Source organism: Thermococcus celer Vu 13 = JCM 8558 (assembly GCF_002214365.1).
GTDB classification, from domain to species: domain Archaea; phylum Methanobacteriota_B; class Thermococci; order Thermococcales; family Thermococcaceae; genus Thermococcus; species Thermococcus celer.
This window is the reverse complement of sequence record NZ_CP014854.1, coordinates 1-15,045: the sequence shown is the minus strand read 5'-3', so window position 1 is coordinate 15,045 and position 15,045 is coordinate 1. Positions and strand designations below refer to the sequence as shown.

At 45.2% G+C, this 15,045-nt stretch carries 14 protein-coding genes and 2 pseudogenes; 11 read left to right on the top strand and 5 right to left on the bottom strand.

Annotated features, from left to right (window positions below; all coding sequences use genetic code 11):
• The first annotated feature begins 75 nt into the window (after positions 1-75).
• The 3 genes from A3L02_RS00080 (at position 76) to A3L02_RS00070 (ending at position 3,126) form a co-directional block, all read left to right on the top strand.
• Positions 76-1,398, top strand: a complete 1,323-nt coding sequence (locus tag A3L02_RS00080) for an RNase J family beta-CASP ribonuclease (protein WP_088862057.1) — start codon at positions 76-78, stop codon at positions 1,396-1,398.
• Between the two features lie 67 nt (positions 1,399-1,465).
• The gene (locus A3L02_RS00075) at positions 1,466-2,497 is read left to right on the top strand and encodes a polyprenyl synthetase family protein (protein ID WP_088862056.1); all 1,032 of its coding nucleotides are present in this window, start codon (positions 1,466-1,468) and stop codon (positions 2,495-2,497) included.
• Positions 2,497-3,126 carry a DUF3267 domain-containing protein gene (locus A3L02_RS00070; protein ID WP_088862055.1) on the top strand — a complete coding sequence of 210 codons (630 nt, stop codon included), beginning with the start codon at positions 2,497-2,499 and terminating at the stop codon, positions 3,124-3,126. Before A3L02_RS00075 ends, A3L02_RS00070 begins: the two co-directional genes overlap by 1 nt.
• A gap of 380 nt (positions 3,127-3,506) precedes the next feature.
• Here the strand turns inward: A3L02_RS00070 and A3L02_RS00065 are convergent, their stop codons facing one another.
• The 4 genes from A3L02_RS00065 to A3L02_RS10125 all read right to left on the bottom strand — a co-directional run bounded on the left by A3L02_RS00065 (position 3,507) and on the right by A3L02_RS10125 (position 5,471).
• Positions 3,507-4,517 (bottom strand): hypothetical protein, encoded by a 1,011-nt coding sequence (locus A3L02_RS00065; RefSeq protein ID WP_157895705.1) that lies wholly within the window; start codon positions 4,515-4,517, stop codon positions 3,507-3,509.
• 78 nt (positions 4,518-4,595) lie between these two features.
• Positions 4,596-4,856, bottom strand: a complete 261-nt coding sequence (locus A3L02_RS00060; protein ID WP_054834442.1) for a hypothetical protein — start codon at positions 4,854-4,856, stop codon at positions 4,596-4,598.
• Between the two features lie 10 nt (positions 4,857-4,866).
• Entirely contained in the window at positions 4,867-5,220 is a 354-nt protein-coding gene (locus A3L02_RS00055; RefSeq protein ID WP_088862053.1) for a hypothetical protein, read from the bottom strand.
• Complete coding sequence (locus tag A3L02_RS10125) at positions 5,205-5,471, bottom strand: hypothetical protein (RefSeq protein ID WP_157895704.1); 267 nt, start codon at positions 5,469-5,471, stop codon at positions 5,205-5,207. Before A3L02_RS10125 ends, A3L02_RS00055 begins: the two co-directional genes overlap by 16 nt.
• Positions 5,472-5,540: 69 nt before the next feature.
• Between A3L02_RS10125 and A3L02_RS00050 the strand changes: the two are divergent.
• From A3L02_RS00050 to A3L02_RS00020, 7 genes and pseudogenes are all read left to right on the top strand, one after another.
• Positions 5,541-5,809 (top strand): annotated as a pseudogene (locus A3L02_RS00050) (IS6 family transposase); the annotation flags it as partial.
• Positions 5,810-6,081: 272 nt separating this feature from the next.
• Positions 6,082-7,368: a radical SAM/SPASM domain-containing protein gene (locus tag A3L02_RS00045; protein ID WP_204247198.1), complete on the top strand. Its 1,287-nt coding sequence runs from the start codon at positions 6,082-6,084 to the stop codon at positions 7,366-7,368.
• A 136-nt stretch (positions 7,369-7,504) separates the two neighbouring features.
• Positions 7,505-8,287, top strand: a complete 783-nt coding sequence (locus tag A3L02_RS00040) for an ABC transporter ATP-binding protein (protein WP_237268606.1) — start codon at positions 7,505-7,507, stop codon at positions 8,285-8,287.
• On the top strand, positions 8,280-9,047 hold the full coding sequence (locus tag A3L02_RS00035; RefSeq protein ID WP_088862050.1) for an ABC transporter permease: 768 nt from the start codon (positions 8,280-8,282) through the stop codon (positions 9,045-9,047). Before A3L02_RS00040 ends, A3L02_RS00035 begins: the two co-directional genes overlap by 8 nt.
• Positions 9,032-9,844, top strand: a complete 813-nt coding sequence (locus tag A3L02_RS00030) for an ABC transporter permease (protein WP_088862049.1) — start codon at positions 9,032-9,034, stop codon at positions 9,842-9,844. The genes A3L02_RS00035 and A3L02_RS00030 overlap by 16 nt, the downstream gene beginning before the upstream one ends.
• A 656-nt stretch (positions 9,845-10,500) precedes the next feature.
• Positions 10,501-11,796 (top strand): radical SAM/SPASM domain-containing protein, encoded by a 1,296-nt coding sequence (locus tag A3L02_RS00025; RefSeq protein ID WP_088862048.1) that lies wholly within the window; start codon positions 10,501-10,503, stop codon positions 11,794-11,796.
• A complete protein-coding gene (locus A3L02_RS00020; protein WP_157895703.1) occupies positions 11,760-12,938 on the top strand; it encodes an MFS transporter in 1,179 nt (392 codons plus the stop codon). The genes A3L02_RS00025 and A3L02_RS00020 overlap by 37 nt, the downstream gene beginning before the upstream one ends.
• Positions 12,939-13,000: 62 nt before the next feature.
• Here the strand turns inward: A3L02_RS00020 and A3L02_RS00015 are convergent, their stop codons facing one another.
• A complete protein-coding gene (locus A3L02_RS00015; protein ID WP_237268665.1) occupies positions 13,001-14,149 on the bottom strand; it encodes a heavy metal translocating P-type ATPase in 1,149 nt (382 codons plus the stop codon).
• 436 nt (positions 14,150-14,585) lie between these two features.
• On the opposite strand from A3L02_RS00015, the pseudogene A3L02_RS00005 reads away from it, so the two are divergent.
• Positions 14,586-15,027: pseudogene (locus A3L02_RS00005) on the top strand (IS6 family transposase); the annotation flags it as partial.
• Between the last annotated feature and the right edge of the window lie 18 nt (positions 15,028-15,045).

The window sequence follows — 15,045 nt, the reverse complement described above, 5'->3', positions numbered from 1 at the left end:
TTAAACCCTCGCGACAACTAAGACCAACGCAGCCCCACGCCTCTTAGAGGCCTGGGGGCGTAAGGAGGAATATGCATGATAAAGATCCATACGGTTAGCGGTTACGAGGAAGTCGGCAAGAACATGACCGCGGTGGAATACAACGGAGAGGTCGTTATAATCGACATGGGAATAAGGCTCGACCGCGTTCTCATCCACGAGGACGTCAACATTCAGCAGTTTCCCACGAAGGAACTTCAAAGGCTCGGCGCGATTCCCGACGATTCTTCCATAAGGAACAAGAAGGTTGTCGCCATCACCTTCACCCACGGCCACCTCGACCACATCGGGGCCGTCGCCAAGCTGGCGCCCCACTACCCGGACGTCCCGATATACGGCACGCCCTACACGATAAAGCTGGCCAAGGGCGAGGTCAAGAGCGAGCAGTACTTCGAGGTCAAGAACCCGATGTACGAGACGGATTACGGCGAGATAGTCCAGGTGAGTGAGAACCTGGCGATAGAGTTCGTTAGAAGCACCCATTCGATTCCCCAGGCGGCCATGGTGGTCGTCCACACGCCGGAGGGGGCCGTGGTTCACACCGGCGACTTCAAGTTCGACAACAACAACCCCCTCGGCGAGAGGCCCGACTACAAAAGGTTGAAGGAGCTCGGGCAGGAGGGCGTGAAGGTCCTCATACCCGAATCCACGAGGGTCGCGGAGCCGACGAAGACGCCGAGTGAGGCCGTCGCCCAGATGCTCCTCGAGGACTTCTTCCTCTACGAGGGGATGGACGAGGACGGTCTGATAGCGACGACCTTCGCCAGCCACATAGCCCGCCTTCAGGAGCTCATCCGGATAGCCAACAAAATGGGCAGACAGGCCGTTCTGGTGGGCCGCTCCCTCGCCAAGTACACCGGGATAGCCAAACAGCTCGGCCTCATAAAGATGAAGGGCGCGAGGGCGGTGAGGAGTCCCAACGCCGTCAGGAAGGTTCTCAAGGAGGTCTCCGGGGCGAGGGAGAACTACCTGCTCATAGTCACGGGCCATCAGGGCGAGCCCGGGGCGGTCCTGACCAGGATGGCCAACGGCGAGCTCTACGACATCGGCAAGCGCGACACGGTCGTCTTCTCCGCGGGGACGATACCCAACCCGCTCAACAGGGCCCAGCGCTACGTTCTCGAGACCAAGCTCAGGATGAAGGGCGTGAGGATGATAAAGGACCTCCACGTCTCGGGACACGCCAGCAGGGAGGACCACCGCTACCTCGTGAGGATGCTGAACCCGGAGAACATCGTCCCGGCCCACGGAGAGTTCAGGATGCTCACCCACTACGCCGAGCTCGCCGAGGAGGAGGGCTACCTCATAGGTAGGGACGTCTTCGTGTCGAGGAACGGCTACACCGTCGAGATAGGTTAGGGCAAAACTGATAAAGGGTTGCCCTCTTCTCCTTCTGAATTACCTTCATCGCTCACGGGGTGATAGAATGGGAAAGTACGATGAACTGTTCGCAAGGGTTAAGGAGATGGCGAAGGACGTTGACGGGAAGATACTCGAGCTCATCCCCGAGAAGGAGCCGAGGGAACTCTACGAAGCGGCCAGGCACTACCCGCTCGCCGGCGGAAAGAGGGTTCGCCCCTTCGTGGTTCTCCGTGCGGCCGAGGCGGTGGGCGGGGACCCGGCTAAGGCGCTCTACCCGGCGGCGGCGGTCGAGTTCATCCACAACTACTCGCTGGTTCACGACGACATAATGGACATGGACGAGCTAAGGAGGGGAAGACCGACCGTCCACAAGGTCTGGGGCGTGAACATGGCCATCCTCGCCGGCGACCTGCTCTTCTCCAAGGCCTTCGAGGCCGTTGCCAGGGCCGAGGTCGGTCCCGAGAAGAAGGCGAGGATCCTGGACGTTCTCGTCCGCACTTCCAACGAGCTTTGCGAGGGTCAGGCACTCGACATCGAGTTCGAGACGAGGGAGGAGGTCACCGTTGCCGAGTACCTCCGGATGATAAGCGGCAAAACGGGGGCGCTCTTCGACGGCTCCGCGACGATAGGTGCCATAGTGGGGACCGAGAACGAGGAGTACATCCGGGCCCTCTCGAAGTGGGGCAGGAACGTCGGGATAGCCTTCCAGGTGTGGGACGACGTCCTCGACCTCATAGCCGACGAGGAGAAACTCGGCAAGCCCGTGGGGAGCGACGTAAGGAAGGGCAAGAAGACGCTCATAGTGAGCCACTTCTTCCAGCACGCGAACGATGAGGACAGGGCCGAGTTCATGAGGGTATTCGGCAAGTACGCGGGCGACGCTCGGGGCGACGCGCTGATACACGACGAGAGGGTCAAGGAGGATGTTGCGGGGGCCATCGAGCTCCTCAGGAAGTACGGCAGCATCGACTACGCGGCGGAGTACGCCAGAAAACTCGTCAGGGAGGCCAACGAAGCGCTGAAGGTTCTCCCGAAGAGCGAGGCCAGGAGGGATCTCGAGCTCCTCGCAGAGTTCCTCGTGGAGAGGGATTATTAGTGAACCCCGAGGAGTTCCCTCACCCCTTCACCCTGGAGAGGTACGAATGGGAGATAGTCTCCCTTGCCTTCCTCCTGTTTATGCTGTCCGCCTTAATCCTGAAGCCGCTGGGTCTTGAGATTACCTTTACCTCTTCCTCCGATCTTTTGCGCTACCTGATTGCCCCGTTGATTTTTGTCGTCGCGGTTCACGAGGGACTCCACGCGGGTGTTGCGAGGCTCCTCGGCGGGAAGGTTGAGTTCGGGCTCTCCGTGTTCGGGAAGATAAACCTGGCCCCCTACGTTGCCGTGAGAACCCCGTTACGAAAGGTGGAGTGGGTTTACGTTATCATCGAGCCGGTTTTGCTCTCCGTTGTTGCGTACATCCTCGCATTCGCCCTCCACAGCCCCTGGTGGGGCCTCGTCTTCCTCTTCAACACCTCTGGTATGGCGGGAGACCTGCTCATTCTTACGTTGCTCCCCGGGATGCCGGAAGATGCCCTGCTCGTGGACGAGGGCACCACCATGAGGTCCACCCAAGAGTTTCCGGAGCTCCCGCGGAGGGTTTCAACGGCCATCAACGTTCTGGCTTTGATTTTGTTGCTGTATTTGCTTTTGAACTTCAGGATTGCGGTTGAGGTTGAGCGCTGAGTTATACCCGGTACTCCCGTGCTTCTAGGTTCAGCTACTTCTACATGACGATAAAGGATGTTTACCTTTATAAGATGGAAAACATTATAAAGCTTAGTTGCGAACCGGAAGGTGAGAAAACGTGGGCAAAGAATGTCGGAGGTTACTTCAAGGATACCGTCAGGATAAGTAGTAGGCGTTAGGTTTAAGTGCCTGATGATACTTCAGAAAAGAGAGGGGGAAAATGAAGACTGGAACCATTATTTACTGGATGATTTCAGTCTTAAAAACCTTTTCGCCGGAATAAGATCATGCTGTCAGGATGAATGAGGGGTTTTCACTGTATCAAAAGTAAGAGAAGCAGAAGTGATGTACTCACAAACCCGGGCAATGACGACAATTTAAGACAATGAGAATGTCAGTCTGAATACTGTTGTTCCCTTTCTCCCTCCCTTCTCTAACTCTTCAAGGTGCTCGAGTCCCCTCCTTAGATGGTCGACTTTTTGTACCCATTCAATGAAAAATTCAGACCAGTCTCCTTCGTTATATACGGTTATTTCTATCCTATGTTCTCCCTGGATGGTATACCTACCCTCTTTGAGCTTTCCAAGGTAATAGCCACCCACAGAGCTGGGATGCCGGGAGAGGAGCACAATTTTATCGTTCTCAATGTTGCGAAGGTTGGTAATCAACGCATACTCATCCCTTTCTACGAGCCTGCTCTCCGTGGGATGGATAAGGCTGTTCCTGATGTGACCGACAACCCCCCTCACGTGAGGGTAGTCTTTAAGCCCTTCAACTTTTACTTCAACCTTGGGGTCGTGCTCACCAACCGCTTTCAGGGAGACTTTAGCCCCAAGAACATCTCCCTGCCACGACTCCACTTCGAGCTTTGCTTTGTGAAACGCACCTTCTATTACCCCCTTGGAGAGGTTCAAGGTCCCAACGAAGTAGGGTGGGAAAGTAACTCTACGTGGAAGCAGCTTTAAAAATTCTTCCACTTTTTCGTCTTCTGGAGGGAGTATCCTTTTCTTGAGTTCTTTAATATCCCCCTTTCCGGTAAAGAGTCCGATTTTGGTCTCTGGGTCATAGCTTATGTTGAATCTGCTTTTTTCGGTTTTCAGCCACAGTTCGACATGATTAGACCATGTTACCCTGTCCATTCCTCGAATGTCAAGAACTCCTTTGAATTTTCCAACATAGCAGTTTCTGCCTTTCACCACCTGAAAACCTTTAACCTCTCCTACAAGTCCAAATTCGAGAAGATGGGGATTGATAAGGGTCTCAAGTCTGCAGTTTATCCTTCCAAATCCGAACTGGTAGTCTAGAACTCTCCTCGCGGCAAGGAGGAAGGCTCTGAACTCGGTGTCTTTGGACTCGGCAGTTCCGACGACCTTCTGGAAGTGCTTCATGAGCTTCCACGGAATGGGCTTTCCAGCGAGGATGAGAATGGATACCTCTTCCAAATATTTTGCGCGCTTGAATCCCTCCTACGCAAGAAGTTTCTTTAAAGAGGCAGGAATACCCTCGTCCAGCTCTTTTAAGTATACCTCAACCTCATGATAGAGCCTGCCACACTCCAGAACCTTTTCATATTCTCCAGTGGAAAAATAGTAAAGGGCAGCGGTGTTGATGAAATGCTCCAGATCTTCAAGGTCTTCTTTTTCATAGGGATTGCCATTTTTGATCTTTGTGAAGAGTTCGATTGCAGCTTTCAGAAGGTTATCCGCAAGCAGTTTGAAGTTCTCCATTAAGACCACCTCAGTACTTTTTGCAGTCCACCAGTCCCGCTTTGTCGTACCATCCTATGAAGATGATACTTGGATCACCGTTGAGTACCTCTTTCAATTTTTCCAGTATTACTAGAACCGAAACATAGCCTCTTTTCTCGTCGGTATATTTTTGTATCTGGCAGTAGCCCCTCTTAAGCTGCCCGTTCGGGCTCCTCCACCACCTACCTTTGGCTTCCCACGGGACTATTTTTGTCTCTTTTGGTAGTCTAATTCTAAAATCTGGGCCTGCTTTCCCATTTTTGCTAATTTCACGAATTTGCCTGCCATACTTCTCCCTTATAACCTGCACGGCTACAAGTTCCCCGGCTATTGCAGGCAGCATGTGATCAATGAAATGAACAAAGTTTCCTTTTTCAGAGTACTTATCGCTGGCTCAAGGGAGGGTATTGTAGAGTTTCGGAGGAGCACTTCAATGGTGCTTGCACTGAGAGCCATTCTTCCAGTAGTTTTGAAAGATCTCTTTCTAAAAGTGTTGATGGCTTCTCTGATCTCAATGCTATATTTTGTGTTTTTAATTTTATCGTATTCATTTTTAACCTTGTCCTCAATGTCATCTCTGTACTCGATTATCAACACCAGAGCAATTAGAGCAGGTACTCCAATAAGAATAAGTGTAGTGCCTCCTACAGCAATTGCAGGAATTTAATAAAAATCAACGGAAAGCAGAGATACCTCTGGGCTGCGATTGATGTTGAAGGCGCAGTCTGGATTACAACAACCAGAAACTGGTGGATTTCATTCTGGTTGTTTTGAAATCCTGCGAGGGACAACCGGTTTTCTGGTTGATGGAGCAAAGTGGTACAAGTCTGCCTTTAAGTCCCTGGGACTGGATTTTGTTCACGTGACTTTTGGGGGCGGAGCGCTGGTTCAGGACTGTTAAGGAGAGAACAAAGCGTTTGTTCTCTCCTTATTAACTTCAAATTATTAACTATAAGTTTACGAAAAGAATAAATATTATATAGCAACCTATTAAATTATGCATGATATTTAAGCTAGGAGGGAGTACCAATGGTGAAGACAATTCTGTCAAGACTAATATCTGGTCCTACCCCCGCAGGAGGATGTTGCAACCGTAGCCAGAGATGCAAAAACTTATTGTTTTAGCTAATTGTCTTTTTAATTTTTATTTTAATACCAAATCCTACTCTGGAGACATAGACTCATGGAAAAGGAGGGATCATCAATGAAGTATGTAGTTCGTAAAACTCTTCCTAATGGTCAGACTATTTTATTCAACATATTGACCAGATCCATTGAGGTTGTGTCTGATAATGCTGATAACGAAAGCATTTCACAAAAACTAAAGGCCTCCTTCATTTTGGTTGACGGAGAGGAGGCATTGAGCAGATATGTCCATAATAAGCTAAAGTACCCCTCAGAGGACAGACTGATAATAATAGATGCATGGACGCTTAACTGTAATTTATCTTGCACTTATTGCATGCAACAAGATACTCGAAAGCTGAATCCACAATTATCATTATCTCCAGAAGAGAGAGTCCAAATATGGGACCAACTCCGTAGAATTTTCAGAAAAGAATATATAGATGTGCTGCTATTTGGTGGCGAGCCGTTCTACGATCCTAGCTATGTAGAGGAAATGTTATCTATGAGCAAAAATCTTAGTATTCCTGTTGGACATTATTCTGCAATAACAAACGGAGTATTCAAGGATCCTGAGAGAACTTTAGAGATCATCACGGAGTATCCATTTGAATACGTACAAATAACATTAGATGGCCCCCCAAGGATTCACGACAAACGCAGAATTTTTCCTACGGGCAATGGAACATTTAACAAAATAATGGAAAACATCAGATTATTGCTAGAACACACAGATATACGTATTATTATACATAGCGTCATAGATGCTCAAAACTGGAAATACTATGGGGAAATGCTAGACATTCTATTAAACAAATTTGGAGATCACATTAAAGACAGACGAATTGTTTTCAATGTGGGGATGGAGAGTCATCCCTCCTCCCCGTGTACCCATACGATAAGTAACATCCCAGACCCCGAACAATATGCAACGATGTTCCTTTATGCAATTAGGGAAGCTATAAACAGGAAAGTGCCCATAATCTCTTTCCTTTCGGAATCAGTGTGCACCTACAATAAAGACAACGAACTACTTGTGGGTCCAGATGGTTCCATTTATAAGTGTACATCAGCCATTGGATTGGATAACTTCAAAGTAGCATCAAAAGAAGAGGTATTTCATAACCCAGAGTTATTTTTAGTAAAATATGCCCAGTTTATTGAAGGAGGGAAGGGCGATAATTATTGCTGGAGCTGTCAGTATTTCCCGGTGTGTGGGGGAGGATGTGTATACAATGCGTGGATTGAGGGTAAAAAGAAGGACTGCTGGGCTATATTTCACCAAAAAACACTACCAAAATTTGCAGAGATGTTATTAGAGGTGGATGAAATAGAACCCGATATTTGGGTACCCTTAGAAAAGTAGTCCCCACGGTATAACAAAACTATAAAAATTACAATTACTTCAAAAAGGACAGGAAATTATCAACGTATGGTGACTTACTATGAATAATGAAGTAATCCAAATCATTGGCGTCTCCAAGTCTTTTGGAGATGTCCGGGTGCTAAGGGACATAAACCTCAGAATCCGCGAGGGCGAGTTCGTGGTAATAGCCGGAGAAAACGGTTCGGGTAAGACAACACTTCTCAAAGTAATGACAGGTCTGTTAATCCCAGATGAAGGCAAAGTTAGGGTTTTAGGGTTTGATGTATCTAAAGACTGGAAAAAACTTTCTAAGTATATTGGTGTTGCGTTAGCAAATGAAAGGACCCTATATTGGAAGCTTACAGGCCTAGAAAATTTAGAGATATTTGCCGGACTTTATGGGGTCAAAAAAGGGAAAAGAAAGGCCTTAGAAATCTTAGAGAAACTTAATCTAGTACATGTAAAAGATAAGCTTGTAGAGGAATATTCAAGTGGCATGCGACGGAAATTGCTTTTAGCTAAAGCCACAATTCATAACCCCAAAATCTTGTTTCTTGATGAAATACTTAACGGTCTTGATCCCAAGTCCTATTTAAAGATTATAGAGTTCCTTGAGGAATTAAATCAAAATGGGATAACAATTGTTTTAATTAGCCATGCCCTTCATGATCTACCCCCAAAAGCTAGGCTGATAGTTATGAAAGATGGGAGGATTGTTCTTGACGATAAACTTTCGAAGTTCAAATTGGATGAGAGTATAAAAATCAAAGCAACGATTAACGGAAAAGAGGTCGAAAGAATAGTATCCCGGGAGGAGCTCAATGAAACACTGATGGAGCTCACAGAGAGTGGAGCCGAGAACGTTCAAATTGAGAGGGACGACCTGTACTCCATCCTAAGGAGGATCCTTGATGGTTAACGCGGGTGGAATCCTCACAATTGCTAAAAAAGAGTGCAGAATCCAGCTTCGATATCGGGTGGTGTGGATTAACTTTGCCCTAACGCCATTCTTTATGTTGGCTCCCTGGGTTCTGACGGCCAAAATGTTCTCCCCCGACTTTGGGGAAGCCGTTTTGGTTGGCTCACTCATGTGGTACTGGCTCAACCAGTACTTCTTTGGAGTTCAGGAGGCGTTCGAAGATGAGAGGGAAGAGGGGACTCTGATAAGCATCGCTTTAACTCCAATCTCACTGCTGGAGTTCCTGATTGGAAAGGGGATGTGGATTCTTGTGGAATGTGTGTACATAACGGGCGTTACCATGCTAATATTCTGGGCTTTAGGAATATCGCAGGCTATCTCCCCTCAGATGTTCGCCGTTTACATACTGTCAGGGCTGTATACCTTTGCGTTTTCCATCCTCTGGGGGGCTTTGGTGCTGCAATTCCGGAGGATCGCGGGTATAAACTTTATAACTCAAGAAATCCTAGGGATAGCCTCTGGTGTCACTGCTAACATTAATGCTTATCCTAGACTAATGAGAACTGTAGCTTATATTCTTCCCCTAACATATACAATAAAAATCGGCAGAGAAATTCTGCTAGGAAGAACTTTTTTTGAAGTTCTCCCCGATTTAGCTATCCTGACAATCATAACGTTCCTGTACTTTTCTATAGGAACAGTACTGCTCAAAAGGGCTGAAAATAATTTAAGGAGTATGGGAGGATGGGAAGCTTGGTGAGGTTTCTATATCTCGCAAAAGCATCTCTATTAACTGCAAAACGTTATAGAATAGACTGGTATGGCAACGTGTTAATGCCGGTTCTGGGGATTCTTCCTGTTACTATTGCCGTGTGGTATGGGAATAAAATTGGTTTTCTAGATTTTTCCCATATTGTTGGAACTAAAAAATTCTTTGAATACTACATCCTTGGAATCGCTTACTGGAACTACATCGAAGCGGTGTGGGCTTCAATTTTCGTACTCAGAGAACACATGAGGATTGGACAATTAGAAGAGCTCCTTCTTACCCCGATTAGACCGTGGGAGTACATTCTCGGCTGGTCCTTCTTGGCGATAAGTTTAACAACAATAAATTCTTTGCCGTTAATTATAGTGGCGTTGGTAATAAATATCTTTCACCTGAGCATAGAAACTTGTATTCTGGCAGTATCTATATTTTTAATTTCAATGATAGCCTCTTTTGGTTTTGCATTTTTAATTTTTGGTTTGACGTTGGTGATCAGGGAAGGCGATGAAATAGTCTCGCTACTCGGAAACGCAGCCCCGCTCCTGGGCGGTCTTTACTTTCCCGTAACCGTACTCCCGGCGCCGCTGTTGATCCTCTCCTATGCGTTTCCATTCACGTGGGGGATTGATCTGCTCAGGGGGGTGATTTTGGGTTCCAGAACGATCCTCGGTTTTGATGCCGAGCTGATGCTTCTCCTTATGATGTCCCTTGGATACTTTGGAATGGGGATTCTAAGCTACAGAGTACTTGAGGTTAGAATGAGACGGAAAGGAATACAGGGATTTTGATGGGCTTGGATCGGTTAAAAAATCCAATTATCAAAATCTTCCATCCTGACCTACCAGCATCCCTCGCAGAAGAGCTTAATTTAATAACGTGAGATATTTAATATCACGGTATTAAAATTCATTGATCGTTTATGAATGCTACGAGACCACCGTTATCCCTGGCGGAAATGGAAAACGCTACGGCCTGATTGCAAAGCACCTCGAGGAAAAGGAAGCGCTGCGCGAGGAGGGTTATCTGGTTTTTGATATAGGGGACTCTTCACAACTGATGCACGGACTAACTTGATACCATCCCAATTGTCCCCTCGGCTATTTTGTAGGCATCCTTACCAACTATGACTATTCAAAATTGTATAATTTTACATCATTTAAATTCTTAAAATAAAGCTCTTGTAGGATTACTTTTTTAGAAATTTCTTAACTTTGAGTTACTAACTATAAGTTTAAGAAAACCTTAAATATTCTAATTTCTTATTCAAATATGCAAAAACTCTATTTGAGGTATATATAATGAAGAAAAAACTAAAGATAAGAAAACTTTCGAATGCGGGATGCTACCACTGGAACAGCCATGACTCCGTTGGGCTTTGATTTTTTATTTTTGGTATTTTATTTTTTGGTTATTGGGAGAGTATTGGTGAAATGGAGGTGTTAAGATGGCGGTATATAATATAACTGTTAGAGAAGAACCATTCGGAGCATACGTCCATTTAAGGGAAGGAGCTCAAGTTAGGATAGTATCTCCAGTGGAGGATGTAGTTTCAGGATTTCTTGAGGATCCATACAGCATGGTGGAAGAAATCTTTGAAGTTCTCCCCAATTCAGGAGATAGTATCAATATTAGAACACTGGCACCACATAAAACGCCTATTTTTAGTCTATCTGCTCCGTATGATGTCTCAGTTGACATAACTAATGTTTGTAACTTATCGTGCCAGCACTGTTATGCGAGTGCACTACATCAAGGGGAACATATTAGCTTCATGGATCTTGTGAGAATAGTATCAAAATTGGATCTATCAGGAGTCACCCATTTGGCTATTACTGGAGGGGAACCTTTTCTTCATCCGTATCTAGACAAAATAATTAAATATATTTATGCTTCAACTAAACTTAATTTCACTATATTGACTAATGGGACTATATTCCGGAAAGATGTGATTAATTTTCTATCCAAAGACAAAGTCAAGGATGTTGGTGGTCTCTTTATAAGTCTTGATGATGTAGAAAGTGAAATTCATGATGAATTCAGGGGAACTGATGGAGCGTGGGAACGAACGGTGAAGTTCATTAACAAGATTAACAAAACTACAATTCCATTTATAATTGGAACTGTAATACATAGACACAACAAGGATAGGTTAGAGGAAATAATAAAGTTTAGCAGGGATCTGGGGGCAGATGGAGTACACTTTATGGTATTTACCCCTGCAGGTAGGGCTTCAAAGGTTTTTGAGAAATATAGCCTTGACAAACATGAGATTCAGGAGATACAACACAAACTAGAGCGTCTTGTAGATAAATACTCCACAGACACATTTAAAGTAATGCTAGATGACTTTGGATATACATTTACCTGGGAAAAACATCCGGATTCGTTTAGTACACTGAGAGAATTAAATCTAGCGGGGGTTTGTGCTGCAGGGAGAACAATACTTCATATAGATAATTTTGGAAATGTGTATCCATGTTCCCTGTTTCTAGGACATAAAGAGTTCATATCAGGAAATCTTATTAAACAAGACTTTTATGACATTTGGATTAACTCAAATGTGCTAAACATGTTCAGGAGTAGTAGAATAGGGTCTCTAGAAACTACGCAGTGTTCAAAATGCAAATTTTTTAACATATGCAAAGGGGGATGCGCTTACAACTCCTATGCATTCTACGGTACAATAGAAAGAGAGGATCCATTATGTCCCCACATAGAAAAGCTTCAAATGAACGGTTGATATTCCTCTTATTTTATTTTGCATTGTCCGCTTCCATATATCTTCCGGGACCTTATTTTGTATTGTATCTTAATGCCCATATCGCATTATCATGGATTGGCCTTTCATATTCATTAAATAGACTCTCCAACCTGCTGTTTGAATACCCATCTGGAATATTTGCTGATAAAGTCGGAAGACTCAAATCTACAATGCTGGGCACGTTTTTGGTTGGGATGAGTATGATATTGCTGACAATATTTGAGAGACTTCCGATTTACATTGTACTACTTTCAGCATTCCTCGGAGGGGCTGGAATGGCGTTTATTTCCGGATCTTTGGAAGCATGGGCAGTGGATGAATTTGGGAAAAAAGATGTAAAGCGGCTATTTTCTGACATGGGGACATTAAAAAATATTGCAGGTGTTATTGCCTCAATACTGTCGGGCATCCTTGTCAAATATGCAGGACTAAAATATCCTTTGTTTATATCTGGTCTCTTGGGAGTGTTTTCCCCGGCAGTACTGTTTTCCCTTCCAGACAATAGAGGGTATTCTGAAGGCAGGACACTTTTGAGGAAAAACTTAAAACTCTTCCAAAACCCCGATTTTTCAATGCTTGTGTTTTTAAGTCTGCTGGTATCCTCAATGCTTTCAGTATTCTTTGTGGTGTGGCCTGTAACACTAAAGAACTTAGGAGCACCTAAGAGTATACTGGGTCCAGTATACTTTTCTTTGATGCTCTCCATGTCCCTTGGTAGTTACATTGCGAGAAAGGTTTCGATGCCTCTCAGGGGAGTGAGTTTTTTCCTGATATTTGGAACAGCCATTACAATCGCCATAGCGTTGGTATTAAAGTGGAACATTGACTCATACATAATAGTGCTGGCACTTTTATACGTGCTTGAGGTTCTTATTGGTTTATACTATGTCTTCATGGGTTATATCCGAAACTCAATAGTCCCATCAGAAATACGGGCATCTGCAATATCTATGATTTCTCTGGTAAACTCTGCCGTAGGTATTGTGATCCTCCCGTTGTTTTTGTCCTTGGGGGAACTCCACGTAAAATGGATAATATGCTCTCTATTGCTGGCTTTGGGGTTAATACCTCTGAAAGCCTGGAAAACTTATCTCTCATCTATTCTTTCTCAAGAAATGTAGCTTTTAGAGGCACCAAACTAACTTTAGAAAACGGATAAAAATTAAGGCATGAATTAAAAAGATCAGGCCTTCAAAAACCTCGCGTTGATGGCAACTATCACCGTGCTCAGACTCATCAGCAAAGCACCGGCTGCTGGACTCAATAGTATACCATACCTGTAGAGAATACCTGCCGCCAGCGGGATGGCGAAGGTGTTGTAGCCCGTTGCCCATGCCAGGTTCTGCACCATCTTCCTGTATGTAGCTCTCGCAAGGTGTATCCCCGTTATGACATCTCTTGGATCGTTTTTGACTAAAATTATGTCAGCACTTTCTATGGCAACATCGGTTCCCGCCCCGATGGCTATTCCAACGTCCGCCTGTATCAGGGCTGGAGCGTCGTTTATTCCATCGCCGACCATCGCAACAATTAATCCCTTATTCTGTAACTCTTGCACTTTTTCAGACTTCTGATGGGGTAGCACCTCGGCGAAGAAGCCATCTAAACCAAGCTCCTCAGCAACCCACTTTGCAACTTTAGCGTTGTCTCCTGTGAGCATGTATGCCTTTACCCCCATCTCGTGAAGTCTTTTTACAGCTTCCCTTGATTCTGGCCTTATCTTATCGGCTAAAGCTAAAGCACCGACGAGCTTTCCACCGATGACTAAGAACACCACCGTCTTTCCTTGCTCCAAGACATTGTTAACGCGCTCATCCTCTTTCCAGAGTCCCTTTTCCTTCAAGAACTGTGGACTTACAATAAGCACTTCTCTGCCGTTGATAACGCCTTGAGCACCTTTTCCGGGAATTGCTTTGAAGTCCTTAACATCGTAAAGCTCAATCTTCTTCTCCTTAACCTTCTCCACTATTCCTTGAGCGATTGGATGCTCCGAATAACTTTCTAACGCTGCCGCGTATTTCAAGATTCTTTCCTCACTAAGCTCATCCAATGGAATTATATCCGTTACCTCAAACTTTCCTTCGGTCAAAGTTCCCGTCTTGTCAAAAACAACTACCTGAACATCTTTTGCCCTCTCAAAGGCTTCTCTATTCCTAATTAGTATTCTCTTTCTCGCTGATATTGATGTTGATACTGAAACCACTAAAGGAACTGCTAATCCTAAAGCGTGAGGACATGTAATTACCATCACAGTTACCATCCTCTCTAAGGCAAAAACGAATGGCTTTCCTAAGTACAGCCAAGTGCCGAGAGTTGCACTTCCAGCGGTTATTGCAATGAGTATGGGGTTCTGAGTGAGTATATGTATGCTTTGTCTTCGTTGGCTAGCATCCTAGGAATGTTCATCTCGACAACTGTTGGAAAGAGAATGTCAGGTCCCAGATCTTAGGAGAATTTCACAGTTAATTGACTTTAGATAGATCATACATGATTTGCTCCTTCATGAACTCTTTTCTATTTCTTTTGAGCAAGAGACTGTCAAGATAACAGTGAAGTATTAATTGAGGATTAGTTCTGATCATGGGGATGGCGTTGGCTATAAGGAGGTTAAACGCTTCAAGCGAAACAAGAAAGACATCAAACCTGCCGCAATCCTGCACTACCCCGGAATCTCCCTCAGAAAAAAAGTTCATGAGTATTCCAGACAATGAGTCACGAGGCGGTGAGCAGGCTGAAGAGTGTTATTCAACCACCGCAGAAGCAGGCTCATCACAGTTGACGAGACCCTAATAAAAATCAAGGAAAAGCGAAGGGCTGCGATTGATGTTGAAAGCAGGGAAGTTTTAGCAGTCTGGATTACAACAATCAGAAACTGGTGGATTGCCAGGAATTTTATCCTGGTTGTTTTGAAATCCTGCGAAGCTGGTTGATGGTGGGCATTGGTACAAGTCTGCCTTTAAGTCTTTGAGACTGAATTTTGTTCACGTGATTTTTGATCCGAGGAATAGTATTGAGCGCTGGTTCAGGACCCTTAAGGAGAGAACAAAGCGTTTCTGGAATAATTTCAGGGGTAGGGACTGGAGGAAGGTTCACAGGTTTGTTTTTCTGTTTGCTTTCTGGTATAATTTTATCAGAATTCATTCTCGGTTTGGTCGACCACCTGGTGATGTTGCTGAATGGCTTCAGGAGGTGATGCCCCAGTTATCCTGACCGTCTCCGGATTTCAAA

Coding starts and splice junctions, on each gene's coding strand:
- A3L02_RS00030 (WP_088862049.1), top strand. CDS start 9,032: ATGGGAAGCTTGGTGAGGTTTCTATATCTCGCAAAAGCATCTCTATTA.
- A3L02_RS00060 (WP_054834442.1), bottom strand. CDS start 4,856: ATGGAGAACTTCAAACTGCTTGCGGATAACCTTCTGAAAGCTGCAATC.
- A3L02_RS00045 (WP_204247198.1), top strand. CDS start 6,082: ATGAAGTATGTAGTTCGTAAAACTCTTCCTAATGGTCAGACTATTTTA.
- A3L02_RS00080 (WP_088862057.1), top strand. CDS start 76: ATGATAAAGATCCATACGGTTAGCGGTTACGAGGAAGTCGGCAAGAAC.
- A3L02_RS00020 (WP_157895703.1), top strand. CDS start 11,760: ATGTCCCCACATAGAAAAGCTTCAAATGAACGGTTGATATTCCTCTTA.
- A3L02_RS00035 (WP_088862050.1), top strand. CDS start 8,280: ATGGTTAACGCGGGTGGAATCCTCACAATTGCTAAAAAAGAGTGCAGA.
- A3L02_RS00025 (WP_088862048.1), top strand. CDS start 10,501: ATGGCGGTATATAATATAACTGTTAGAGAAGAACCATTCGGAGCATAC.
- A3L02_RS00075 (WP_088862056.1), top strand. CDS start 1,466: ATGGGAAAGTACGATGAACTGTTCGCAAGGGTTAAGGAGATGGCGAAG.
- A3L02_RS00055 (WP_088862053.1), bottom strand. CDS start 5,220: ATGCTGCCTGCAATAGCCGGGGAACTTGTAGCCGTGCAGGTTATAAGG.
- A3L02_RS00065 (WP_157895705.1), bottom strand. CDS start 4,517: ATGAAGCACTTCCAGAAGGTCGTCGGAACTGCCGAGTCCAAAGACACC.